Below are 22062 nucleotides of genomic sequence, written 5' to 3' on the forward strand. Positions count from 1 at the left end.
GTCGAGGAGGGACCTGTCCTCCACAGCGGCCGGAGCCGTGCCGTGGCACCCTGAACGCGACGACGACGGGCGATGCCGCCGATCGCCGTGATCGGATCTGTTCGTGGAACGATTCGAGCATGCACCCCGGTCGGTCGAGACTCCGCTCGCGCTGCCGCCTGCGCCCGCTGAACCGGCCCGGGGCGGTTTCCCGGTTCTGGCATCACTCGCCCCAGTTGCGGGTGCGGTCGGGCTGTGGGCGATCACGGGGTCGGTGTTCTCGTTGCTCTTCGCGACGATCGGCCCGTTGGTGGCGATCGCATCGATGGTCGATGGGCGGAGGTCGGCACGGCGTCTGCGCCGGCGTGCGGCCACCGAGCGGCGGCAACGACTCGACGACCTCGCGATCGAGGTCGGCCACCGTCACGAACACGAACGGCGGTCGGCATGGCGCCGGTGGCCCTCACCTCGCCTGGTGCTCGAGAGCGATGACCACTCGGCCTGGCGCGATGGTGCTCCGCCGCCGATCGTGCTCGGCCGGGGCGCCGTGCCGAGCACGATGCGGGTCGATGGGAGCCCGGTCGATGACGCCGACCGGGAGTTGCTGCTCCTCGCGACGAGGCTCGATGCGGCTCCGGTGCTGGCCGATGCCGCAAGCGGCATCGGGTTCGTGGGCGAGCTGTCGCTGGCGCGAGCTGCGGCCCGCGCGGCGGTGGTGCAGCTCGCGTATCACGCGAGCCCGCAGGCCTTCACCATCGACGGCCCAGGCCGCTGCGGCGACGATCCGTGGGGATGGATGCGCGCACTGCCGCACACCGACGGCCCCGGCCGCGCGACCATGGTCGTCATCGACCGGGAGGTGCACGGAGCCGGCGACCGGGGCGAGTCCGCCCGAAGGGTCGGGAACCGCGGCGACCGCGGCCTCTCGGGGCGCGGGGCGGCGGGGTCGCCGGTTCCGCCGAGCATCCTGCGCGGCGATTCCCCGATCGCAGTCGTCGCGGTCGCGGGCGACGCCGCCGAACTGCCGCCCGGACTCGAGACGATCGTCGAGCTCGACGGTCCCGATATCGCGACCCTGCGGCGGCGGGGCGGTGCCGACGATTCGCCGCTGACGCCGTTCCTGATCGGCGTCGCCGAGGCATCGGAATGGGCTCGTTCGGCGCGGCTGGCGGCCGAACGATCCGGTTTGGGCGGCCGATCGCGTGCGCTGCCGCAGCACGTGAGGGTCGAAGAACTGCGCCAGCCGGTCGTCGCCGAGCGAGATCGTTCGACGCTCCTGGCAGCGGTCGGCCTCGTCGACGACGGCGTGCTCGAGCTCGACCTCGCGCGGGGAGGGCCGCACGCGCTCGTCGCAGGCACGACCGGTAGCGGGAAGAGCGAATTCCTGCTGGCCTGGATGGTCGCGCTCGCGGCGGTGTACCCGCCATCGCTCGTCTCGTTCCTCCTCGTCGATTTCAAGGGCGGCGCGGCGTTCGAGCCCATCCGCATGCTCCCGCACGTCACGGGCATCGTCACCGACCTCGACGAGGCGGAGGCCGAACGCGCGGTCTCGAGCCTGCGGGCCGAACTCAGGTATCGCGAGACCGTGCTCGCCCGGGCAGGAGCGCGCAGCATCGCCGAACTCAATCACGAGGTCGACTTGGCGAGGCTCGTGATCGTCATCGACGAGTTCCAGGCGATGATCGAGCGATTCCCCGACTTCGGCGCGATCATCGGCGACATCGCCGCGCGAGGCCGGTCGCTGGGCGTGCACCTCGTGCTCGCCTCCCAACGCCCCAACGGCGTCGTGCGCGAGCAGGTCACCGCCAACTGCGCCATGCGCGTATCGCTTCGGGTCATGCGGCGATCCGACAGCGAGGCCGTGGTCGGCAGTCCGTCCGCTGCGGAGATCCCGCCCGACTCCCCGGGTCGAGGGGTGGTCGATCGAGGCGACGGAATCCCCGTTCCCTTCCAGTCCGCCATCGCCGGGCCGGCGTCGATCGCGGCGACGGCCGCGGCAGCGAGAGGTCTCGCGCCTGCTCGTCGCCCCTGGCTCGATCCGCTGCCGGCGCCGCTCACACGGGCGGCACTCGCGGCACTCGCGGCGCTCATCGCCGAGCCGACGTCGCCGGCGCGCGAGTGGAGCACCCTGGAAACGGGGGAACCGGCGGTCACCGACGATCTCGTGATCGGCCTGCTCGATGAACCCGAGCTTCAGCGGCGCAGTCCCGCCGGTTGGTCGCCGCGCCGCGACGGTAGCCTGCTCGTGATCGGCGCGCAGGGCAGCGGCCGGAGCAACGCGCTCGCCGCGGTCGAGGAGGCCTCCGCTTCCATGTTCGGGCGGGGCGCCGTGCTCCGGCTCGAGGGCCGGCGCAGCGCGATCTGGGACGCACTCGTCGGCGCGCAGGCAGCCGTTCGCGATGCCACGGCGCCGCCTCGGCTCATCGTGGTGATCGACGACCTCGACACGTGCTTCAGGGCGTGGCCCGAGGAGTACCGCCATGCAGCGCTCGAGATGGTCGAGTCGCTGATCAGGGAGGGGCGCGGCCAGGGCGTCTCGGTCGTCGCATCCACGACGCATCTGCACGGGCTCGGCGCCGGTCTCCGCGACGGCTTCGGCGCGCGACTGCTGCTCCGCCATGCCACCCGTTCTGATCTCGTGCAGTCAGGTGGTCGGGGCGAGCTCTGGCGAGCCGCGGATGCCCCGGGATCGGGGCAGTGGCGAGACCACCGCGTGCAAGTGGTGCAGGCGGCGGGCCGCATCGCCGCGGCGCAGCCCGCCGTGCCGGAGCTTGAGCTGCATCCCGATCGGCTGTACGCGATCGCTGCGGCCGCTCCGCGCGCGGCTGCCGCCGTGGTCGCCGCACTGGGCCGGTCGCCGCTCCTCCTCACCGCCGGCGGTGAGGCCGTCGTGCGAGCCGCGCTCGCCGCCCATCCTGGCGATGCGCCGCCCGTGATCGTGGGTGACGGCGAAGCGTGGGCGGCGAGCTGGGGACTCGTCGCACAGCTCCGCGAAGACGCTGCGCTCGTCGTCCACGGCGGTGCCGCCGAGTATCGGGCCCTCGTGCGAACCCGCGAGCTGCCACCGCTCCTCGATGAAGGCGCGCGACAGTGCTGGGTCGTCGAGCCTGCCGCCCCGGTGCGACGCGCGACCTGGCCGAAACGGCTCGACGACTGAAACCGAGCTGAATCGCCCTCAACAGTGCTGATTCCGAACGAGATGTTCGCAGAAATTAACGATTCGGACATGATCGTGTGAAATCCGTTCGGCAGTGTGGCAGGATCTTCCCACCCTTGCACTGCCGCAAACCCGAACGGAGTTCCCCGTGAGTCGACGCCCTCTTCCCCAGGACCCGATGATCCGCGCGCTCATCGCGCAGGCCCGTCGAGCGCAGCTGAACCGCCGCACGCTGCTCGCCGGTGCCGGCGCGGGTGCTGCGGCACTCGCCCTCGCGGCCTGCTCGACCGGTGGTGCGCAGGGCAAGCCCGACGCCGCCGTCGATGATTCGGCCAACGACCCGACCCTCAATTGGGCGAACTGGGCGGCCTACATCGACGAAGACGACAGCGGCGCCTACCCCACCCTCGAGCGCTTCACCGAGGAGACGGGCATCACGGTCAACTACGAGGTCGCCGTCGACGACAACAACACCTACTACGGCAAGGTGAAAGACCAACTCGCCCTCGGCCAGGACATCGGCGCCGACACGGCGGTGCTCACCGACTGGATGATCGCGCGCTGGATCCGATTCGGCTACGCCCAGAAGCTCGATCACGCCAACATCCCGAACCTCGCGAACCTCAGTCCCGCACTTCGCGACCCCGACTTCGACGCAGGGCGGGAGTACTCGGTGCCGTGGCAGGGCGGCTTCGCCGGCATCTGCTGGAACACGGAGGCGATCCCGGGCGGCATCGAATCCGTCGATGACCTCTGGAGCCCCGATCTCAAGGGCCGCGTCGGGGTGCTCTCCGAGATGCGCGACACGATGGGCCTCATCATGCTGCAGAACGGCATCGACATCGCCGGCGACTGGGGCGACGACGACTTCACGGCCGCGATCGACGTGCTCCGCACGCAGGTCGACAACGGTCAGGTGCGCAACATCAAGGGCAACTCCTACCTCGAAGACCTGAAGAGCGAAGACACGCTCGCGGCGATCTGCTGGTCGGGCGACATCACGGTGCTCAACGCCGAGGCGGGCGACAAGTGGAAGTTCGCGCTGCCCACCGCCGGCGGAACGATCTGGAACGACAACTTCCTGGTGCCGATCGGTTCGCCGCGCAAGACCAATGCCGAGAAGCTCATCAACTACTACTACGAGCCCGAGATCGCGGCCGAGGTGGCGGCATGGGTGAACTTCATCACCCCGGTCGTCGGAGCCAAGGAGGCCGCCATCGCGATCGACCCCGAACTCGCCGAGAACCAGCTCATCTTCCCCAACGAGGAGACCCTGGCGAACGCGCACATCTTCCGCTCCCTCGACGGCGCCGAGGAGCAGAAGTACCAGGCGCAGTTCCAGAGCATTCTGCTGGGGGCATGAGCGTGGCGGTTCGCGAATTCGCAGAGCGCGGCGCAGACCTCCAGCTCGTCGGCATCCAGAAGCGCTTTCCGGGCTTCACGGCGATCGAAGAGCTCGACCTCACGATTCCGGCCGGCTCGTTCTTCGCCCTGCTCGGTCCCTCGGGCTGCGGCAAGACCACGACGCTCCGGCTCGTCGCGGGGCTCGAAGAGCCGACGAACGGCCGAATCCTGATCGGCGGCCGCGACGTCACCGACACGAAGGCGCACGAACGACCGGTCAACACCGTATTCCAGAGCTATGCGCTGTTCCCGCACATGTCGGTGCTCGAGAACGTCGCCTTCGGGCTCAAGCGTCGCCGCATCGACGACGCGACCGGCCGAGCCCACGAGGCGCTCCGGCTCGTCGAGCTCGACCATCTCGCCCAGCGTCGGCCCGCGCAATTGTCGGGCGGGCAGCAGCAACGCGTCGCGCTGGCACGCGCGATCGTCAACAGGCCGGCGCTCCTCCTGCTCGACGAACCCCTCGGCGCGCTCGACCTGAAACTGCGTCGGCAGATGCAGCTCGAGCTGAAGACGATCCAAGAAGAGGTGGGGCTCACCTTCCTGCACGTCACCCACGACCAGGAGGAGGCCATGACGATGGCCGACACCGTCGCGGTCATGAACAAGGGATCGATCGAGCAGATGGGAGCTCCCGCGGAGCTCTACGAACTGCCGCGCACGGTGTTCGTCGCGAACTTCCTCGGCCAGTCGAACCTCTTCACCGGCGAGGTCGTCGGGTCGACGGATGCCGCGATCACGGTCGACATCGGCGGTGCCCGTCTGGTCGTGCCCACGTCGCGAGCGCAGCGTCATCACGGGCAGGTGACCGTCGGGGTCCGCCCCGAGAAGGTCGCACTGCACCAGGACGCACCCGCCGAGGCATCCGATCGCAATATCATCGGGCCCGGCCGGGTCATCGACGTGTCGTTCTCGGGCGTCAGCACGCAGTACATCGTGGCGATCCCGGGCGCCGGCACGGTCACCGTGTTCGCACAGAACACGGGCTCCGGACCGGTGGTCGCCGAGGGCGGCGAGGTCTGGGTCTCGTGGCCCGTCGAGCACGGCTTCGGTCTCGACGACGTGCCCGCGCCCGCCGCTCGCTTCGCCTCAGACGACGACACGAACTCGATCGCCGTGCAGCGCCGCGAGGCGCTCGTCGCGGAGCTCGAGGAGGGCTGACCATGGCCTTCGCCGCCTTCCAGACCGCGGAAGCCGTGCCCCAGGCGCCGAGGAGACGCAGCCGGATCGCCCTCCTCCTGCTGTTGCCCGGCATCCTCTACCTGGTGCTGTTCTTCATCACGCCCCTCGTCTCCCTGCTGCTCACCTCGTTGCAGGCGCCGCGCGAGTTCGGCGACATCGGCCAGTACGACTACGCGTTCAACTGGCAGAACTACGTGGCGGTGGTCGAGGCGTACCTGCCGCACATCCTGCGCTCGTTCGGGTACGCACTCGCGGCCACGGTGCTCGCCCTGCTGTTCAGCTACCCACTCGCGTATTTCATCGGGGTGAAGGCGAGACGATGGCCGCTCCTGCAGGGGCTCATGCTCGTGCTCGTGATCGCGCCGTTCTTCATCAGCTTCCTGCTGCGCACCCTCGCGTGGAAGCAGATCCTCTCCGACGAGTCGTTCATCATCACCTCGCTGAAGGCGCTCTCGCTGATGGCGCCCGACGCGCACTTCACGGGCACCCCGTTCGCGGTGATCTTCGGCCTCACCTACAACTTCATCCCGTTCATGACGCTGCCGCTCTACACGACGCTCGAACGCCTCGACCTGCGCTACCTCGAGGCCGGCAGCGACCTGTACGCCAACCCATTCACGGTGTTCCGCAAGGTCACGGTTCCGTTGTCGATGCCGGGCATCGTGGCCGGCACCCTGCTCACCTTCATCCCGGCGGCCGGTGACTACGTCAACGCGAGCCGGGACTTCCTCGGCGGACCCGACACCCAGATGATGGGCAACGTGATCGAGGCGAACTTCCTCGTGCTGCTGAACTACCCGGCGGCAGCGGCGCTCTCGATCATCCTCATGGCCGCGATCCTCGTGCTCGTGGGCGTCTACGTCAAAAGAGCCGGAACGGAGGACCTGCTGTGAGCGGAGAAGTCCAGGCGGCTGCCGTGCTCGGCGGCTTCAGCGAGAGCCAGGAGCAGCAACCGGGCCGCCCCGGCGGACGTGCGCGCCCCCGCCGCATCGGGCTCGGCGACTGGTTGCTGCCCGCCTACACGATCATCGCGTTCGTGTTCCTCCTGATTCCGATCGCCTACACCTTCGTGTTCTCGTTCAACGACTCGATCAAGTCGAACATCGCCTGGCGCGGATTCACCCTCGACAAGTGGCTGAACGTCTGCAGCGTCGAAGGCGGGGCGGTGTGCGAGGCCTTCGGCAACAGCATCGTCATCGGCGTCGCCGCCACGGTCATCGCGACGACCCTGGGCACGATGATCGCGATCGCGCTCGTGCGATACCGGTTCCGTGCGCGCGGGGCGATCAGCCTGTTGCTCTTCCTGCCGATGGCGACCCCCGAGGTCGTGCTCGGCGCCGGGCTCGCGGCGCAGTTCCTCGCGGTCGGCGTCGCGAAGGACATGACGACCATCGTTCTGGCGCACACGATGTTCTGCATCAGCTTCGTGGTGGTCACGGTCAAGGCACGCGTCGCGAGCCTCGATCCTGCACTCGAAGAGGCGGGGCGCGATCTCTACGGTTCGCCGTCGCAGGTGTTCTGGCGCGTGACGTTCCCGTTGCTGCTGCCCGGCATCGTCGCGGCGGCACTGCTGTCGTTCGCGCTGAGCTTCGACGACTTCATCATCACGAACTTCAACTCGGGCTCCGTGTCGACCTTCCCGAAGTACGTGTACATCTCCGCGTCGCGGGGCATCCCGGCCGAGGCGAACGTCATCGCCTCCGCGGTGTTCCTCTTCGCCCTCGTGCTCGTGATCGTCGCGCAGGTCTCTCGCGCGGCGCGTGCGAAACGGCTCGCGGGCCTCGGCTGACCCGAGTTCGAAACAGGAACGGAGGACTGTGGTCGTCGTGCGCAGCCTGTTCTCGGGAGGCCGACGGCGAGTCATCCTGTTCCGGGGTCGATCGCGCCAGTCGTGCAGACGGCTCGAGCCGATCAGATCGTGGCGCGAACCGAACCGACCCGGCGGTCGCCGCCCATGACCCAGAGGTCGAGTTCGGTCTGCACGGCGTCGATGGCCTGGTCGTCGATCGCGCCGGCCTGCGCGAGGAGGCGCAACGCGATGATCGTCGACGCCCGCGACGAGCCGTCGAGCACCTTGAGGGCCACCGTCGTGCCGTCGGGCGCCGTCATGACCATGACGCCCTCAGCGCCGACCTTCGCGAAGACCCCGAGTCGCTCGACGGCGATCGTGTCGGGCTGACCCGGACCGCCGACGGCCCAGGCGTGCTCTCGAACCGCCTGGGTGAGCGCCGCCGCCTCGCGGTACAGGGCGAACGGCGAGCCGGCAGCGGCGGTCGTGATCTTCTGGATGCCGCGTGCGAGTCCGCCGAGGCTGATGGCGTGCACGGGCGCGCCGCATCCGTCGATCGCCGTGGCGGCCGGTCGCTCGCCGGTGAACCGCTCGATGACGTCGAGCACGCGCTTCTGCAGCGGATGCTCGGGGTCGAGGTAGCCCTCGAGCGGCCACTCGTTGGCGACGCAGGCGAGCAGCATCGCGGAGTGCTTGCCCGAGCAGTTCATGTAGACGCGCTCGCGCCGGCCACCGGAACGGATGAGCTGTTCACGCGCGACCTGATCGCCGGGCGACGCCGCAGGGCAGCCGAGGGCCGACTCCGGCAGCGACTCTCGTTCGAGCAGGCGCCGAACGAGTGCGACGTGCGCCGCGGTGCCCGAGTGGCTCGCCGTGGCGATCGCCGCGTCTTCGCCGCGGAGGCTGACCCCCGAGGTCATGACCGCGACCGCCTGGAACGGTTTCAGGCACGAGCGCGGGAAGATCGGCGTCGTCGTGTCGCCGAGGGCGCGCAGCACCTCGCCTTCGGGGGAGAGCACGACGGCGGAACCCGCGTGACGGGATTCGATGAAACCACTACGCTCGACCACGGCGAGTTCGACGGAATCAGTGACTGAGAATGTGCCGGCCACCTGCGCTATCCGAGGGTGGCGAGGGCGTCGTCGAGCACGCGGAGACCGTCTTCGATGAGCGCATCGCTCACCGCGAGACTCGGCAGGAAGCGCAGTACGTTGCCGTAGGTGCCGGCATTGAGGAAGAGCACCCCGTGCTGGGCCGCGTACGCGATGATCGCGGTGACCGCCTCGGCGTTGGGAGCCTTCGTCGTCTCGGCGGTGCCGGGCTGCACGAACTCGAGGGCGATCATCGCGCCCTTGCCGCGGATCTCGCCGATGATGTCGTAGCGCCGGGCCAGCTTCTCGAGGCCGGCGCGGAAGGTGGCTTCGATGCGCTGCCCCTCGGCGAGCAGGCCGTTCTCGTCGATCGACTCGAACACGGCGATCGCGGCAGCGCACGCGACCGGGTTGCCGCCGAACGTGCCGCCGAGGCCGCCCGGCTGCGATGCGTCCATGATCTCGGCACGGCCGGTGACGGCGGCGAGCGGCAGACCGCCCGCGATGCCCTTCGCCGAGAGCACCAGGTCGGGCTCCCAGCCGAAGTGCTCGCTCGCGTAGTAGCGGCCGGTGCGAGCCATGCCCGACTGGATCTCGTCGGCGATCATGACGACGCCGTTCTCGGTGCACCACGCCTGCAGCGCAGGGAGGAAGCCGTCGGCGGGAACCACGAAGCCGCCCTCGCCCTGGATCGGCTCGACGACGAGGCACGCGAGGTCGCTCGCCCCGACGACCTTCTCGAGGTATGCGACCGTGCGGGCCGCGGCATCGGCGCCCGACAGGCCGTCGCGGTAGGGGTACGAGTTCGGCGCGTGGTAGACGTCGCCGGCGAGCGGGCCGAAGCCCGTGGCGTACGGCATCGCCTTGTAGTTCATCGCCATCGTGAGGTTCGTGCGGCCGTGATACGCGTGGTCGAGCACGGCGACGGCACGACGGCCGGTGAACTTGCGGGCGATCTTCACGCCGTTCTCGACCGCCTCTGCGCCCGAGTTGACGAGCACGCTCTTCTTCTCCCAGTTGCCGGGCGTGTGCTCGGCGAGGAGCTCGGCGACTCGCACGTACTCCTCGTAGGGGGTGATCGTGAAGAGGGTGTGGATCACGTCGTGCAACTGATCGGCGGCGGCCGCGACGACCCGCTGCTCGGTGTGACCGACCGTGGTCACGCCGATGCCGGCACCGAAGTCGACGAACCGGTTGCCGTCGACGTCGACGAGGATCGCGCCGTTGGCGCGCTCGATGTAGACGGGCAGGGCCGAGGAGACGCCGGCCGAGACGACCTTCGACCTTCGGGCCTGCAGCTCCAGCGACTTCGGACCGGGAACTGCGGTCACGACGTTGCGCTCCTGCGGCACGGTGTACACCGGGGCGGCGGCTGTCTGGACGTCGATGGGGGTATCAGTCATGGTTCCTCCACCTTATCCCCGGGTCGGTGCAGAATCGGATGACGCGAGAACCGCACGATCGGAGGAAGAATGCTCGGCGAGCACCACTACGAGATCGAGGTCGAGTGGCAGGGCGACCGCGGCACGGGCACCTCCGGGTACCGTGCCTACGGCCGGCAGCACGCCGTTCGCGCGCCGGGCAAGCTGCACGAGATCGACGGGTCGAGCGACCGCACCTTCCACGGCGATCGCGAGCGGTGGAACCCCGAGGAGCTGCTCCTCGCGGCCCTCAGCGAATGCCACATGCTCGCGTACCTGCACGTCGCGACCAACCACGGCGTGATCGTGCGCGCGTACACCGACCGCGCCGTCGGGGTCATGCTGGAGGACGGCCGTGGCGGCGGTGCATTCACCGAGGCGGTGCTGCGACCGCAGGTCGAGGTGGCGGATGCCTCGATGCTCGAGCTCGCCCGGTCACTGCATGCCGAGGCATCCGAGAAGTGCTTCATCGCCGCTTCCGTCGCCTTCCCGGTGCGGCACGAACCGGTCACGACCGTCGCGGCGTCCGCGGGTTGAGCTCGTCGGCACGCTGAACGCGCCGAACCCCTTCAGCGGCGAACTCAGCCGGCCGGGGCCGCGATCGGCGGAACGGCCGGCAGCGTCGCCTGAGGGATCAGGCACGCATGCCCGCCGACGAGTCGGCTGCACGGCGGCAGGAAGCCCGGATACCGCTCGGCCTCGGGGTCGCCGAACCAGCGGTGCCAGAGCCGCCAGAAGTTCAGGTTGCCGAACGCCGAGCAGCCGTCGCCCGTCTCGGGGTCGGCGACGGCGGCGGGGTTCGGCTGGTAGGGCGTGTAGTTGTAGAGGTTCGCCGTCGCCTGGTTGGCGATGGCGACGGGCGCCGCACCGCACGCGGCATCCGGGTGGAACTGCACGTCGACGGCTCCGACCCGGTAGGCGCGCTCGGGCTCCTGGGTGTACTGACGGAACTGCCAGGCCGCGTTGTACACCTGGTTGAAGAATCCGAAGTACTTCGTGTCGCAGTCGGCCGTGTCGGGGCATCCGTAGCCGGTCGCACGGAGGTATCCCGACTCGCTCGGCCGGGTGAGCAGCGACTGCTCCTTCTGCAGCAGCACGAGCAGGGTCTTCGGGCTCACCCCGCACGCGGCGGCGACCTTGGAGACGATGCGGCTCGCGCGCTCCCGGATGCCGCCGCGATACTCGACGCAGTGCCCGGGTGCCGCGGCCGCTTGCGTCGTGGTGGTCTGCTTGTAGTCGGCGAGACAGGGAACGCTGTCTTTCGGCCGGCAGTCGAGCCCCTCGAGGAAGGCCTGGATCTCGCCCTCGCTCATCGCACCGCTGTCGTAGAACGAGTCGTCGCTCACGATGAGTCCGGGATCGAACTGCGTCGCAGGCGGGATGGGGAGCTCGGTGACGGCGGCGGCTTCGGAGACGGCGTCGGCTGCTCGAGGCACGTCGCTCGGGCCGGCGCACGCGGCGAAGGTGAGCACGACGAGCGCAGCCGCGGTGACGCGGGCGATGACCTCGGCGGTGCTCATCGGACCGAGGATACCGGGGAGAAGCGCGGCGCGGCTGGGAATCCGATCAGATCCGCTCTCGCGGCACCACGCGGTCGGCGAGCTTGGCGAGTGCGCCCTGCGGCGGCGTCTCGTTGTAGACGCCGGCGAGTTCTTGCCCGCTGAGCGCATGGATCGCCGCCATGATCTCGTCGGTCGCGGCCCGGCGTGCGCGCCCGGACGTCGCGTGTCCGTGCCGGCTGAGGTCGAGGGGCTCGCCGAAGCGCACGGTGACGGGCCGCACTCGCGGCAGCTTCGCACCGACGGGCTGGATCTGCTCGGTGCCGATGAGCCCGACGGGCACGACCGTCGCGCCGGTGGTCAGTGCCAGCCACGCGACCCCGGTGCGCCCGCGATAGAGGCGCCCGTCGAGCGAGCGCGTGCCCTCGGGGTAGAGCGCGAAGGCGTTGCCCGCGTCGAGGATGCGCCGGCCCGCGTCGAGGGCCTCCTGCGCCTGGGTTCCGGCGCCGCGTTCGACCGCGACGGCGCCGATCGCACCGAAGAAGGTGCGCGACACCCATCCCGAGAAACCGGTGCCCGTGAAGTAGCTCGACTTGGCGAGGAACTGCACGGGGCGCGGCGAGGCGAGCGGGATCACGATGCTGTCGACGAAGGAGAGATGGTTGGAGGCGAGGATGACCGGGCCGCGCATGGGCACGTGCTCGGCGCCGGTGATCTTCGGGCGATAGATGAGGCGCACGAGCGGGCGGAGGATGCCGCGAACGATGCGGTAGAGCGGGCCCTGCCGGACCGGTGCGGGCACGGCGTCGGCCTGGATCTCTGTCACCGTTCGACCCTATGTGCGCCGGCATGCGCTGAGCGGCATATCGGCTTCCCGCGCGAGTCGCCCGTGAATCGCGTGGGTGCGAGAGGATGGGGGCATGGATGTCGCGGGCGAGGGTGAGCTCATCGAGCTCGAGGCATCCGGTGTGCGCGTCATCGTGGTGATGCGCGGCCGCCGAGGGCCGGGCGCCGATGCCGTGCTGCGCGGACTCCTCGCCGATGCCACGGCGGTGCCCGCCGAAGACGTCGAACTCGTGCACGCCTGCCCCGAGTGCGGGGCGCGCCACGGGCGACCGTCGGTGGTGTACCCGCTGACGCCGTCGGGCGCCGTCTGGTATGCCGACATCGCCGTGGCCGGTGATGCGATCGTCGGTGCGGCGGGCACGCGGCACCCGATCGGTGTCGGCATCGAGACGGCCGCGCTCGACGCCGGAGCGGTCATCGACGAGGCCGCCTTCCACGCCAGCGAACGCGCCGCCCTCGACCGATTCGATCCGGCGAGCCGGGCGATCGCCCGAGCGACGCTGTGGGCGCGCAAGACCGCATTGCTGCGGGCCGTCGGGCACACCGAGTTCATCGAGCCCTCGCGCCTGGCGCTGACGCTGCCGAGCGATGACGGCGGGGTCGGGCGCATCGAGCGCAGCGTGCCCGAATTCGGATCGGGCTGGCGCGACATCCGGTTCCACGACATCGAGGTGCCGGGCAGCAGGGCCGCATCCGTGGCCGTGCTCGGCTGAACGCACGTTCTGGGCGTCGAGACAGGCGGCCGTGAGCCCCCATACAGTGGAGACGTGCGCTCCGTCATCATCCTCGGCTCATCCGGCTCGATCGGCACCCAGGCCCTCGACGTCATCAGGGCGAACCCACGACGCTTCGACGTCGTCGGGCTCGCGGTCGGCTCCAATCGTGCGCTCCTCGAGGCCCAGGCCGCCGAGTTCGGCGTCGAGCACACCGCGGTCGGCATCGAAGAGGCGGCGCAGCTCGTGCGCGACGTCGACGCCGACGTCGTGCTGAACGGCATCACGGGCTCGGTCGGCCTCGGGCCGACGCTCGCCGCACTCGAACGCGGCACGACCCTCGCGCTCGCGAACAAGGAGTCGCTCATCGTCGGCGGCGACCTCGTGACCCGTCTCGCGAAGCCCGGCCAGATCGTGCCGGTCGACTCCGAGCACTCGGCGATCGCGCAGGCGCTGCGGTCCGGCACCGACGACGAGGTGCGCCGTCTCGTCTTGACCGCGTCGGGCGGCCCGTTCCGGGGCCGCCGGCGCGACGAGCTCACGGCCGTGACCCCCGCGGAGGCGCTCGCGCATCCGACGTGGGACATGGGCCTCGTCGTGACGACGAACTCGGCGACGCTCGTGAACAAGGGACTCGAGGTGATCGAGGCGCACCTGCTCTTCGACGTCGACTACGACCGCATCGACGTGGTCGTGCACCCGCAGTCGATCGTGCACTCGATGGTCGAGTTCGTCGACGGCTCGACGATCGCCCAGGCATCCCCGCCCGACATGCGCCTGCCGATCTCGCTCGGCCTCGACTGGCCGAACCGGGTGGCGGCGGTCGGGGCGCCGATCGATTGGACGCGCGCGCAGGAGTGGACGTTCGAACCGCTCGACGGCGAGGCGTTCCCCGCGGTCGCGCTCGCCAAGCAGGTCGGCCGGGCCGGCGGCGAGTACCCGGCGGTCTTCAACGCCGCCAATGAAGAGGCGGTGACGGCGTTCCACGCCGGGCGCATCGGGTTCCTCGACATCGTCGACACGGTGCGCGACGTCGTCGAGCACCACGAGGCATCCGACGCGCGCCTCACCGTCGAGTCGCTCGCCGAGGCCGAGCGCGCCGCCCGGCGCGCCGCGGAGGCGCGCATCGCCGGCATCGCCCGCGCCTGACGGGTTTCGCCCGCTCGCACGGGTGCGCGCCCGGGAGTGCGCGCTCACAGCCGACCGCCAGCGCACTCGGAGCCTCGCGCACTACGCTTGCAGCCGTGGATTCCGTGCTCGCCTTCCTTCTCGGCGTCGTCATCATCGTGATCGGCCTCGCCGTGTCGATCGGGCTGCACGAGATCGGCCACCTCGTGCCCGCGAAGCTCTTCGGCGTCAAGGTCACGCAGTACATGATCGGCTTCGGCCCGACCATCTGGTCGCGCAGGAAGGGCGAGACCGAATACGGCCTGAAGGCGATTCCGCTCGGCGGCTACATCTCGATGATCGGCATGTTCCCACCGGCCAAGGGCGAGCGGGTGCACGCCGACAGCACGGGGTTCTTCCGCGGTCTCGTGCAGGATGCCCGCGATTCGAGCACCGAATCGATCACGCCGGGCGACGAGCACCGCGCGTTCTACCTGCTGCCGGTGTGGAAGCGCATCATCGTCATGTTCGGCGGTCCGTTCATGAACCTCCTCTTGGCGGTCGTGCTCTTCGGGGTGCTGCTCATGGGCTTCGGCGTCTCGCAGGCATCGACCACCGTCGGCTCGGTGTCGGCGTGCGCGCTGCCGGCCACGAGCGAGCGCCAGACGTGCGAGCCGGGCGACCCCGCCGCACCGGGAGCTGCCGCCGGCATCGAACCGGGCGACCGCATCGTCTCGGTCGCCGGTGAGCCCATCGAGTCGTGGAACGAGTCGACCGCGATCATCCGCGACCACCCCGCGAAGCCGGTCGCCTTCGTCGTCGAACGCGACGGCGAGACGATCGAGCTCGAGGTCACCCCGATGCTGAGCGAGCGCTTCGTGATCGACGAGAAGGGCCAGGTGGTGACGGATGCCTCCGGCGAACCGCTGGCCGAATCGGCGGGGTTCGTCGGCATCAGCGCCGCAGCCGAGACCGTGCAGCAGCCGGTCACCGCCGTGCTGCCCGCCGTCGGCGAGAACGTCGCCGGCGTCGCCGGAATCATCCTGAACCTGCCGCAGCGCATCATCGATGTGGCGAACGCCGCGTTCGGACCCGAGGAGCGCGACCCGAACGGCCCGATGTCGGTCGTCGGCGTCGGCCGACTCGCCGGGGAGATCGCGACCATCGACGAGATCCCGATCGCCTCGAAGGCCGCGACCATGGTCGGGATCCTCGGCTCGCTGAACATCGCGCTCTTCGTCTTCAACCTGATCCCGTTGCTGCCGCTCGACGGCGGGCACATCGCGGGGGCGCTCTGGGAGGGCATCCGGCGCGGGTTCGCCAAGCTGTTCCGGCGACCCGATCCGGGCCCGGTCGACCTCGCGAAGCTCATGCCGGTGACCCTCGCGGTCGTCGTCGTGTTCGGTGCGATGAGCGCACTCCTGATCTACGCGGACATCGTCAAGCCGGTGCAGCTGTTCTGAGCGCCCAGCCGACCGCCGCCGTCGCGGAACCCGCCGACTCGTACTCCCCTCGGAGTAGCGAGTGAGTCTTCGCAGGGCCGATCCCGGCCGGCGACACCGTGGATACGATCGGGGAATGCCCGTGCCGCCGTGGGACGGTCGCCCCGAACGATTCCGGCCGTCGCCGGGTTTCGTACTGTTCGCGCCCGTCGTCATCAGCCTGCTCGTGCAGGTGCCCGCGGCGATCGGCATCGCCGGATGGACCGGCGCGCCCTGGTCGGTCGCCATCGCCCAGGTGGCCCTCGCCGCCGCCGGGCCCGTCGCGCTCCTCGGCGCGAGGCGGTATCCGGGTCCGACCGTCGCGGTGGTCGCCGCGGCCGCGCTCGCCGATGTCGCGCTCGCCCCCGATCTCGGCCCGCCCTACGTCGCCGTCGGGTTCGCGATCGTGCTCGCCGTCGCGCGAGGCGCCGTGATCTGGGCGGTCTCCTCCGTCGTCGTCGCCTGGATCGCGGCGATCGTGCTGGGCCCGCTGCTCGGGCTGTCGTGGCATCCGTTCCGCATCGCCTTCACGACGCTCGCGCTCGCCGTGTGCTTCGGCATCGGCTGGTTCGTGCGAGTGCGCCGCTCTCGTGTCGCCGAGTATCGTGCGGAGGCTATGCGCCGTCGGCAGAGCGCCGAAGAACGGGAGCGGGTGCGCATCGCCCGTGAGCTGCACGACGTCATCGGCCACGCGCTCTCGCAGATCAACGTGCAGGCGAGCGTGGGCCTGCACCTCATGGACCGCGACCCCGAACAGGCGCGCACGGCACTCGGCAGCATCAAGGAGACCTCGAAGTCGGCGCTCGACGAGGTGCGCACCGTGCTCGGCGTGATCCGCGACGGTGAGGCGCCGCTCGCGCCCCAGGCGGAGCTCGCCGAGCTGCCCCGGCTCGTTCGAGGCATCCGCTCGCCCGACCTCGACGCGACGCTCGTCGACCGCCTGGCCGAGTCGCCGCGCCGTGCTGTGCAGTTCGCCGGGTACCGCATCGCGCAGGAGGCGCTCACGAACGTCGTGCGGCATGCGGGTGCCTCGCAGGCGGTCGTCACGGTCGAACGAGTGGGCGACGACTTCGTGCTCACCGTCGACGACGACGGGGCGGGTGCCGCGGCCGTCGTCACCGGCGACGGTGGCGCGGGCGAGGGCGAGGGCAGCGGGATTCTGGGCATGCGCGAGCGGGCGGCGCTCCTCGGCGGCTCGGTCGAGCTCGGCCCGTCGCCACTCGGCGGCACCCGCGTCACCGCCCGGCTGCCGTGGGCGGGCGCGTCATGATCCGGGTCGCACTCGCCGACGACCAGCTGCTCGTGCGGGCGGGCTTCCGAGCACTGCTCGACGCAGAGGAGGGCGTCGAGGTCGTGGGGGAGGCTTCGAGCGGCGAGGAACTGCTCGAACTCGTGCGCCGGGAACCCGTCGACGTCGTGCTGATGGACATCCGCATGCCCGACGGCGACGGCCTCTGGGCGACCGAGCAGATCGCCGCCGATCCGCGCCTCGCGGGGGTGCGGGTCGTCATCGTCACGACCTTCGAGCTCGACGAGTACGTCGCCCGAGCGGTGCGCGCCGGCGCGAGCGGATTCCTCGTGAAGGACACTGAGCCCGTCGACCTCATCCGCGCCGTGCGGGTCGTGGCGAGCGGTGAGGCGCTGTTGTCGCCCGGGGTCACGAAGCGGCTGCTCGAGCGCATGTCGATCGGGCTTCGCGACGCCCCCGACGAGGCGCGGCTCGCGGCGCTGACCGAACGGGAACGCGAAGTGCTGCGACTCGTCGGCCTCGGCCTCACGAACGACGAGATCGCGGCCCGGCTCGTGCTCAGCCCGCTCACCGCCAAGACGCACGTCTCGCGCATCATGTCGAAGCTCGCCGCCCGCGACCGGGTGCACCTCGTGGTCGTCGCCTACGAGTCGGGTCTCGTGGCGCCCGGGTGGCAGTAGCCGCGGCATCCGTCGGCTCGCACGCCGAGCCCGATGGCATGCTCCCGCGGGAGCAGCCGAAGTGACTCCGTCGGGCGGATTCGCGGATGCCGCGGGACTCACGAGACTCGACCCGACGGCCCGACCGCGGGTCGCACGATCAAGGGAGACATCATGCTCGCCACCCTCGCGACCACCGCAGTGGTCACCCACGCCGGCCCATGGGCGGCCGGCTTCGGATGGGTCTTCTTCCTCATTCCGATCTTCTGGTTCCTCGTCATCGGCCTGATCATCTTCCTCGTCGCCCGGAATCGTCGGCACTTCTGGGCGACCGGCGGCCCGAGCGGCTCGTACGGCCCGCCGTGGATGCGCGGCGGCAGTGCCGAGTCGACCCTCTCCGAGCGTTTCGCCAAGGGCGACATCGACGAGACCGAGTACCGCGCCCGCCTTGAGGTGCTGCGCGCGAATCGTCCGAACGCCTGAGCGTCGACGAGGGGCGGATGCCGCGGCATCCGCCCCTCGCACCGGGCCGGTTCCCGCTACTTCTCGAGCGCCCGCTGCAGCGCCGACGCCTGATGCCGGAATCCGACGGTCTCGTACCCGACGATGACGACGAGCGGCGCGCACGCCGTGAGCACGATGCCGGCGCCCATGCTCGCACCGCTCATGACGGCGAGCACCGCGATGCCGAGCGCCGCCATGCTGAGCACGAACAGCAGGATGTGGAACCGGTCGAACGCGCGCAGCAGCAACGAGTAGATCGCGAAGAGTGCGGTGAGGAAGACGCCGACGGGCACGACGACCGTCAGCAGCGCCGCCACCTCGCCGATGTGGGCGATCCCCTCGATCTCGTACGCGGCGACGTGCAGGCCTGCGCCCGTCGCCGCGAGGGAGCCGAAGATCACGAGGTGGCCGTAGCCCCACGTGAAGCCGCGTTCCCGGAATCGGTGCAGCACCTTGGCCGACGGGATCGTGAAGTAGACCCACCACAGACCGAACGCGAGCAGGGTGCCGCCGAAGGCGACGAGCGCGGCTTCGAACGTCCAGCCCTGCCGCTCGACCACGGCCGAGATGGCGAGGATCGTGCCGAGAACGACCTCGCCGAGGGTGATGATCACGAGCAGGCCGTAGCGCTCGGCGATGTGGTGCGCGTGCCACGGTGTGCCGCCGACGCGGCGTTCGATCACGAAGGGGCCGAGCAGCTCGAGGGTGCCGAGCACCGCGAAGATGCCGAGCATCACCGGCAGTGCCGGGTCGATGAAGATGGTCGTCACCCAGCCGACCTGGATCGCCCCGATGACGGTCGCGTAGGCGAGCGCCGAGCGACGGTGCTCGCGGTCGTGGCGTGCGACTCTCAACCAGAGTGCCACCGCCGCGACCCGCATGATCACATAGCCGGCGACCATCACGCCGTTGTCGAGGTGCTCGCCTTCATCGATCGAGTGGAACGCGGGCGGCAGGCCGAGCGCGAGCACGAGCACGCCGAGCATCTGCACCATGGTCGCGACGCGGAAGAAGACGTCGTCGTTGTCGTATGCCGACGCGAGCCACGCGTAGTTGATCCAGGCCAGGCAGATCGCGAAGACGGCGATCGTGAACCCGATGATCGCCGGCACGAAGTGTCCGAGCTCGAGCAGGTGGGCGGTCTGGGTGCCGGCCTGGCTGAATGCCACGACGAAGGTGAGGTCGAAGAGCAGCTCGAGCGGCGTGGCGGTGCGGTGCGCTTCGTCGGGGTCACGGCCGACCATGCGCCGCAGACGATGGTCGAGGGGCGGACGAGGGGGTGGGGGTGCCGCGGCGCCGTCGTATCCCGTGCTGTCGTCGACCATCCCGTGTCCTCCCACCGGCGTGGGGGCAGCGCCGGTGGCATCATGCTGCCACAGGCGCGGTCCACGCCGCACGACGGGTCGCTCGCGCTCAGCGGGAGAGCAGCAGCGCCTCGCCCTGGCCGCCGCCGCCGCAGAGCGCGACCGCGGCGTTGCCACCACCGCGGCGCGAGAGCTCGAGTGCCGCGTGCAACGCGAGCCGCGCACCGGACGCGCCGATCGGGTGCCCGAGGGCGATGGCTCCGCCGTGCACGTTGACGACATCGGCGCCGACGCCGAGCTCGCGCGCGGATTCGAGCGAGACCGCGGCGAACGCCTCGTTGATCTCGATGAGGTCGAGTTCGGAGGCCGTGCCGCCCGACTTCTCGAGCGCAGCGGCGATCGCGTTGGCGGGCTGGGCGTGCAGCGAGTTGTCGGGGCCCGCCACCTGGCCGGCGGCGCCCACGAGCGCGAGCCAGGGCAGTCCGCGCGATTCCGCCCACTCGCGGCTGGCGACGACGACGGCTGCTGCGCCGTCGGAGAGCGGCGAGGAGTTTCCCGCGGTGATCGTGCCGTCTGCGGCGAACGCCGGCCTGAGCTTCGCGAGCACCTCGACGGTGGAGTCGGGGCGAACGCCCTGATCTTCCTCGACGACCACCGGGTCGCCCTTGCGCTGCGGAATCTCGACCGGCACGATCTCGTCTGCGAAGACGCCCCCGGCCTGAGCGGCGCCGGCGCGCACGTGGGATGCTGCGGCGATCTCATCCTGTGCCGCACGGGTGAGCTCGTAGCGGCCGTTGAAGCGCTCGGTCGACGCGCCCATCGACTCGCGGTCGAAGGCGTCGGTGAGGCCGTCGTGGGCCGCGTGGTCGAGCATGTCCCAGGAGCCGTAGGCTTGGCCGCGGCGCGAGCCGGGGAGCAGGTGGGGTGCGTTCGTCATCGACTCCTGACCGCCGGCAACCACGACGGATGCCTCGCCGAGGCGGATGAGCCGCGCGGCATCCGTGATCGCGACGAGGCCGGAGAGGCAGACCTTGTTGACCGTGGTGGCGGGTACCCGCCACGGAATGCCGGCAGCGACGGCCGACTGCTTCGCCGGGTTCTGCCCCGCACCGGCCTGGAGCACCTGGCCCATGATCACGGCGTCGACGTCGTCGGGGGAGACCCCGGCCTTCTCGAGCGCCCCGCGGATCGCGACGGTGCCGAGCTCGACCGCCGTCTGGCCCGCGAGGTTGCCGTTGATGCGGGCGAACGGGGTGCGTGCCCCCGCGATGATGACGACGTCGGGGATGCTCATTTCCGGGACTCCTTCGTTCGGGTTGCGAGCTGCGCTGCTCTCAGCCTATTGTACTTTCCTGAGACCTGAACCAGCTGTCAGGTTTGCGATTCGCACCAACGATCCATCCCACCCACGTTCAGCCATTCACTGTTGAGAGGCACATCCATGCGGGCTACGAAGAAGTTCCTCGCGACGGCCGTCATCGCCGCCGCGACCATTGCACTGGTCGGGTGCGCCCCGACCGCCACCGGAGACTCCGGGTCGACGGATTCTGCCGCGCCCGTGAAGATCGCGATGCTGACGAGCCAGACCGGCCCGCTCGCCGCATACGGCGCCGCCTACACCGCTGGCTTCGAGGCCGGCCTCGACTACGCGACCGACGGCACCGGCACCGTCGACGGCCGCGAACTCGAGATCGAGTGGGCGGACGACCAGGGCAACCCCGACACCGCCGTCTCGAAGGCGAAGGACTTCATCGGCCAGGGCTACCAGATCCTCGCCGGCACCGCGGCATCCGGCATCGCCACGGCGCTCGCCGAACAGGCCGCGCAGAACCAGATCCTCTACATCTCGGGCCCCGCCGCGGCTGACGCCATCACGGGCGTCAACGAGTACACCTTCCGCTCGGGCCGTCAGACGTACCAGGACGTCGCGACGGCGGGCACCTTCATCGGCGACCCCGCCGGCAAGAAGGTCGTCGTCTTCGCGCAGGACAACGCCTTCGGCCAGGGCAACCTCGCCGGCGTGCAGGCCGTGCTCGGCGGCCAGGGCGCGACCGTCGAAGGCGTTCTCGTCGCCGAGGACGCGACCGAGTTCACGCCCTTCGCGCAGCAGCTCGTCGACGCCGCCCCCGACCTCGTGTTCGTGGCCTGGGCAGGCGCCTCCTCGGGCGCGATGTGGACGGCGCTCTCGCAGCAGGGAGTCTTCGAGCAGGTGCCCGTCGTGACGGGTCTCGGCGATGTCGCGACCTACGGCGCCTACGGCGACGCCTCGAGCGACATCTCATTCCTGAACCACTACTTCGGCGGCGCGGCGGGCACCGATGCCGAGGCTGCGATGGTCGAGCACCTCGAGGCCGCCGGCGCCACGCCCGACCTGTTCTCACCGGACGGCTTCGTCGCCGCGCAGATGATCGTGCAGGCCGTGCGCGAGGGCGGTGACACCGTCGACGGCATGATCGCCGCACTCGAGGGCTGGACCTTCGACTCGGTGAAGGGCGAGATCACGGTTCGCGCCGAAGACCACGCCATGATCCAGCCGATGTACCAGGCCAAGCTCGTGCAAGACGGAGCGAACTGGGTGCCCGAACTCGTCGACACCGTCGACGCCGAGTCGGTGGCACCGCCGGTCGCCGGCAAGTGACCCGTGCGGCGGCCGCGTTCCCGAACGCGGCCGCCGCCA

Annotated in this window: 19 protein-coding genes; 13 read left to right on the forward strand and 6 right to left on the reverse strand. The window is 70.3% G+C overall.

Annotated features, from left to right (window positions below; genetic code table 11):
- Nucleotides 1–103: 103 nt before the first annotated feature.
- The 5 genes from DCE93_RS04940 to DCE93_RS04960 all read left to right on the forward strand — a co-directional run bounded on the left by DCE93_RS04940 (nucleotide 104) and on the right by DCE93_RS04960 (nucleotide 7511).
- Nucleotides 104–3136, forward strand: a complete 3033-nt coding sequence (locus tag DCE93_RS04940; RefSeq protein WP_146184940.1) for an FtsK/SpoIIIE domain-containing protein — start codon at nucleotides 104–106, stop codon at nucleotides 3134–3136.
- A gap of 148 nt (nucleotides 3137–3284) precedes the next feature.
- A complete protein-coding gene (locus DCE93_RS04945) occupies nucleotides 3285–4499 on the forward strand; it encodes an ABC transporter substrate-binding protein (protein ID WP_244284242.1) in 1215 nt (404 codons plus the stop codon).
- Entirely contained in the window at nucleotides 4496–5701 is a 1206-nt protein-coding gene (locus tag DCE93_RS04950) for an ABC transporter ATP-binding protein (RefSeq protein ID WP_205647479.1), read from the forward strand. The genes DCE93_RS04945 and DCE93_RS04950 overlap by 4 nt, the downstream gene beginning before the upstream one ends.
- A 2-nt stretch (nucleotides 5702–5703) precedes the next feature.
- Nucleotides 5704–6615 carry an ABC transporter permease gene (locus DCE93_RS04955; protein ID WP_108594908.1) on the forward strand — a complete coding sequence of 304 codons (912 nt, stop codon included), beginning with the start codon at nucleotides 5704–5706 and terminating at the stop codon, nucleotides 6613–6615.
- Nucleotides 6616–6710: 95 nt separating this feature from the next.
- Nucleotides 6711–7511: an ABC transporter permease gene (locus DCE93_RS04960; RefSeq protein WP_235825369.1), complete on the forward strand. Its 801-nt coding sequence runs from the start codon at nucleotides 6711–6713 to the stop codon at nucleotides 7509–7511.
- A gap of 122 nt (nucleotides 7512–7633) precedes the next feature.
- On the opposite strand, the gene DCE93_RS04965 is transcribed toward DCE93_RS04960, so the two are convergent.
- Both DCE93_RS04965 and gabT read right to left on the reverse strand, forming a co-directional pair.
- Nucleotides 7634–8623 (reverse strand): asparaginase, encoded by a 990-nt coding sequence (locus DCE93_RS04965; protein WP_108594909.1) that lies wholly within the window; start codon nucleotides 8621–8623, stop codon nucleotides 7634–7636.
- A 5-nt stretch (nucleotides 8624–8628) separates the two neighbouring features.
- Nucleotides 8629–10005 (reverse strand): 4-aminobutyrate--2-oxoglutarate transaminase, encoded by a 1377-nt coding sequence (gene gabT, locus DCE93_RS04970; protein ID WP_108594910.1) that lies wholly within the window; start codon nucleotides 10003–10005, stop codon nucleotides 8629–8631.
- A gap of 69 nt (nucleotides 10006–10074) precedes the next feature.
- On the opposite strand from gabT, the gene DCE93_RS04975 reads away from it, so the two are divergent.
- Entirely contained in the window at nucleotides 10075–10560 is a 486-nt protein-coding gene (locus tag DCE93_RS04975) for an OsmC family protein (RefSeq protein WP_108594911.1), read from the forward strand.
- Between the two features lie 44 nt (nucleotides 10561–10604).
- Here the strand turns inward: DCE93_RS04975 and DCE93_RS04980 are convergent, their stop codons facing one another.
- Nucleotides 10605–11543 (reverse strand): hypothetical protein, encoded by a 939-nt coding sequence (locus DCE93_RS04980; protein ID WP_108594912.1) that lies wholly within the window; start codon nucleotides 11541–11543, stop codon nucleotides 10605–10607.
- A 46-nt stretch (nucleotides 11544–11589) separates the two neighbouring features.
- Nucleotides 11590–12348 carry a lysophospholipid acyltransferase family protein gene (locus DCE93_RS04985; protein ID WP_108594913.1) on the reverse strand — a complete coding sequence of 253 codons (759 nt, stop codon included), beginning with the start codon at nucleotides 12346–12348 and terminating at the stop codon, nucleotides 11590–11592.
- A gap of 94 nt (nucleotides 12349–12442) precedes the next feature.
- On the opposite strand from DCE93_RS04985, the gene DCE93_RS04990 reads away from it, so the two are divergent.
- The 6 genes from DCE93_RS04990 to DCE93_RS05015 all read left to right on the forward strand — a co-directional run bounded on the left by DCE93_RS04990 (nucleotide 12443) and on the right by DCE93_RS05015 (nucleotide 18060).
- Nucleotides 12443–13081, forward strand: a complete 639-nt coding sequence (locus DCE93_RS04990) for a 4'-phosphopantetheinyl transferase family protein (protein ID WP_108594914.1) — start codon at nucleotides 12443–12445, stop codon at nucleotides 13079–13081.
- Nucleotides 13082–13135: 54 nt separating this feature from the next.
- Nucleotides 13136–14230 carry a 1-deoxy-D-xylulose-5-phosphate reductoisomerase gene (gene dxr, locus DCE93_RS04995; protein WP_108594915.1) on the forward strand — a complete coding sequence of 365 codons (1095 nt, stop codon included), beginning with the start codon at nucleotides 13136–13138 and terminating at the stop codon, nucleotides 14228–14230.
- 95 nt (nucleotides 14231–14325) lie between these two features.
- The gene (locus tag DCE93_RS05000) at nucleotides 14326–15651 is read left to right on the forward strand and encodes a M50 family metallopeptidase (protein WP_205647480.1); all 1326 of its coding nucleotides are present in this window, start codon (nucleotides 14326–14328) and stop codon (nucleotides 15649–15651) included.
- Nucleotides 15652–15766: 115 nt separating this feature from the next.
- A complete protein-coding gene (locus DCE93_RS05005) occupies nucleotides 15767–16939 on the forward strand; it encodes a sensor histidine kinase (RefSeq protein ID WP_108594916.1) in 1173 nt (390 codons plus the stop codon).
- Nucleotides 16936–17598, forward strand: a complete 663-nt coding sequence (locus DCE93_RS05010; RefSeq protein ID WP_108596598.1) for a response regulator transcription factor — start codon at nucleotides 16936–16938, stop codon at nucleotides 17596–17598. The genes DCE93_RS05005 and DCE93_RS05010 overlap by 4 nt, the downstream gene beginning before the upstream one ends.
- A 153-nt stretch (nucleotides 17599–17751) precedes the next feature.
- Nucleotides 17752–18060: an SHOCT domain-containing protein gene (locus DCE93_RS05015; RefSeq protein ID WP_108594917.1), complete on the forward strand. Its 309-nt coding sequence runs from the start codon at nucleotides 17752–17754 to the stop codon at nucleotides 18058–18060.
- Nucleotides 18061–18116: 56 nt separating this feature from the next.
- Here DCE93_RS05015 and DCE93_RS05020 read toward each other — a convergent pair whose 3' ends face one another.
- Nucleotides 18117–19406 carry a low temperature requirement protein A gene (locus DCE93_RS05020; protein WP_244284243.1) on the reverse strand — a complete coding sequence of 430 codons (1290 nt, stop codon included), beginning with the start codon at nucleotides 19404–19406 and terminating at the stop codon, nucleotides 18117–18119.
- An 88-nt stretch (nucleotides 19407–19494) separates the two neighbouring features.
- Nucleotides 19495–20679, reverse strand: a complete 1185-nt coding sequence (locus tag DCE93_RS05025) for an acetyl-CoA C-acetyltransferase (RefSeq protein ID WP_108594919.1) — start codon at nucleotides 20677–20679, stop codon at nucleotides 19495–19497.
- A gap of 147 nt (nucleotides 20680–20826) precedes the next feature.
- On the opposite strand from DCE93_RS05025, the gene DCE93_RS05030 reads away from it, so the two are divergent.
- Entirely contained in the window at nucleotides 20827–22023 is a 1197-nt protein-coding gene (locus DCE93_RS05030) for a substrate-binding domain-containing protein (RefSeq protein WP_108594920.1), read from the forward strand.
- Nucleotides 22024–22062 lie beyond the last annotated feature (39 nt).

Source organism: Agromyces badenianii (genome assembly GCF_003070885.1).
Classification (GTDB): domain Bacteria; phylum Actinomycetota; class Actinomycetes; order Actinomycetales; family Microbacteriaceae; genus Agromyces; species Agromyces badenianii.

Bases quoted from the DNA above. Each gene is read 5' to 3' on its own strand.
- DCE93_RS05005 (WP_108594916.1), top strand. From the start codon at position 15,767: ATGCCCGTGCCGCCGTGGGACGGTCGCCCCGAACGATTCCGGCCGTCG.
- DCE93_RS04950 (WP_205647479.1), top strand. From the start codon at position 4,496: ATGAGCGTGGCGGTTCGCGAATTCGCAGAGCGCGGCGCAGACCTCCAG.
- DCE93_RS05020 (WP_244284243.1), bottom strand. From the start codon at position 19,406: ATGGTCGACGACAGCACGGGATACGACGGCGCCGCGGCACCCCCACCC.
- DCE93_RS05025 (WP_108594919.1), bottom strand. From the start codon at position 20,679: ATGAGCATCCCCGACGTCGTCATCATCGCGGGGGCACGCACCCCGTTC.
- DCE93_RS04975 (WP_108594911.1), top strand. From the start codon at position 10,075: ATGCTCGGCGAGCACCACTACGAGATCGAGGTCGAGTGGCAGGGCGAC.
- DCE93_RS05015 (WP_108594917.1), top strand. From the start codon at position 17,752: ATGCTCGCCACCCTCGCGACCACCGCAGTGGTCACCCACGCCGGCCCA.
- gabT (WP_108594910.1), bottom strand. From the start codon at position 10,005: ATGACTGATACCCCCATCGACGTCCAGACAGCCGCCGCCCCGGTGTAC.
- DCE93_RS05010 (WP_108596598.1), top strand. From the start codon at position 16,936: ATGATCCGGGTCGCACTCGCCGACGACCAGCTGCTCGTGCGGGCGGGC.
- DCE93_RS04990 (WP_108594914.1), top strand. From the start codon at position 12,443: ATGGATGTCGCGGGCGAGGGTGAGCTCATCGAGCTCGAGGCATCCGGT.
- DCE93_RS04955 (WP_108594908.1), top strand. From the start codon at position 5,704: ATGGCCTTCGCCGCCTTCCAGACCGCGGAAGCCGTGCCCCAGGCGCCG.
- DCE93_RS04980 (WP_108594912.1), bottom strand. From the start codon at position 11,543: ATGAGCACCGCCGAGGTCATCGCCCGCGTCACCGCGGCTGCGCTCGTC.
- DCE93_RS05030 (WP_108594920.1), top strand. From the start codon at position 20,827: ATGCGGGCTACGAAGAAGTTCCTCGCGACGGCCGTCATCGCCGCCGCG.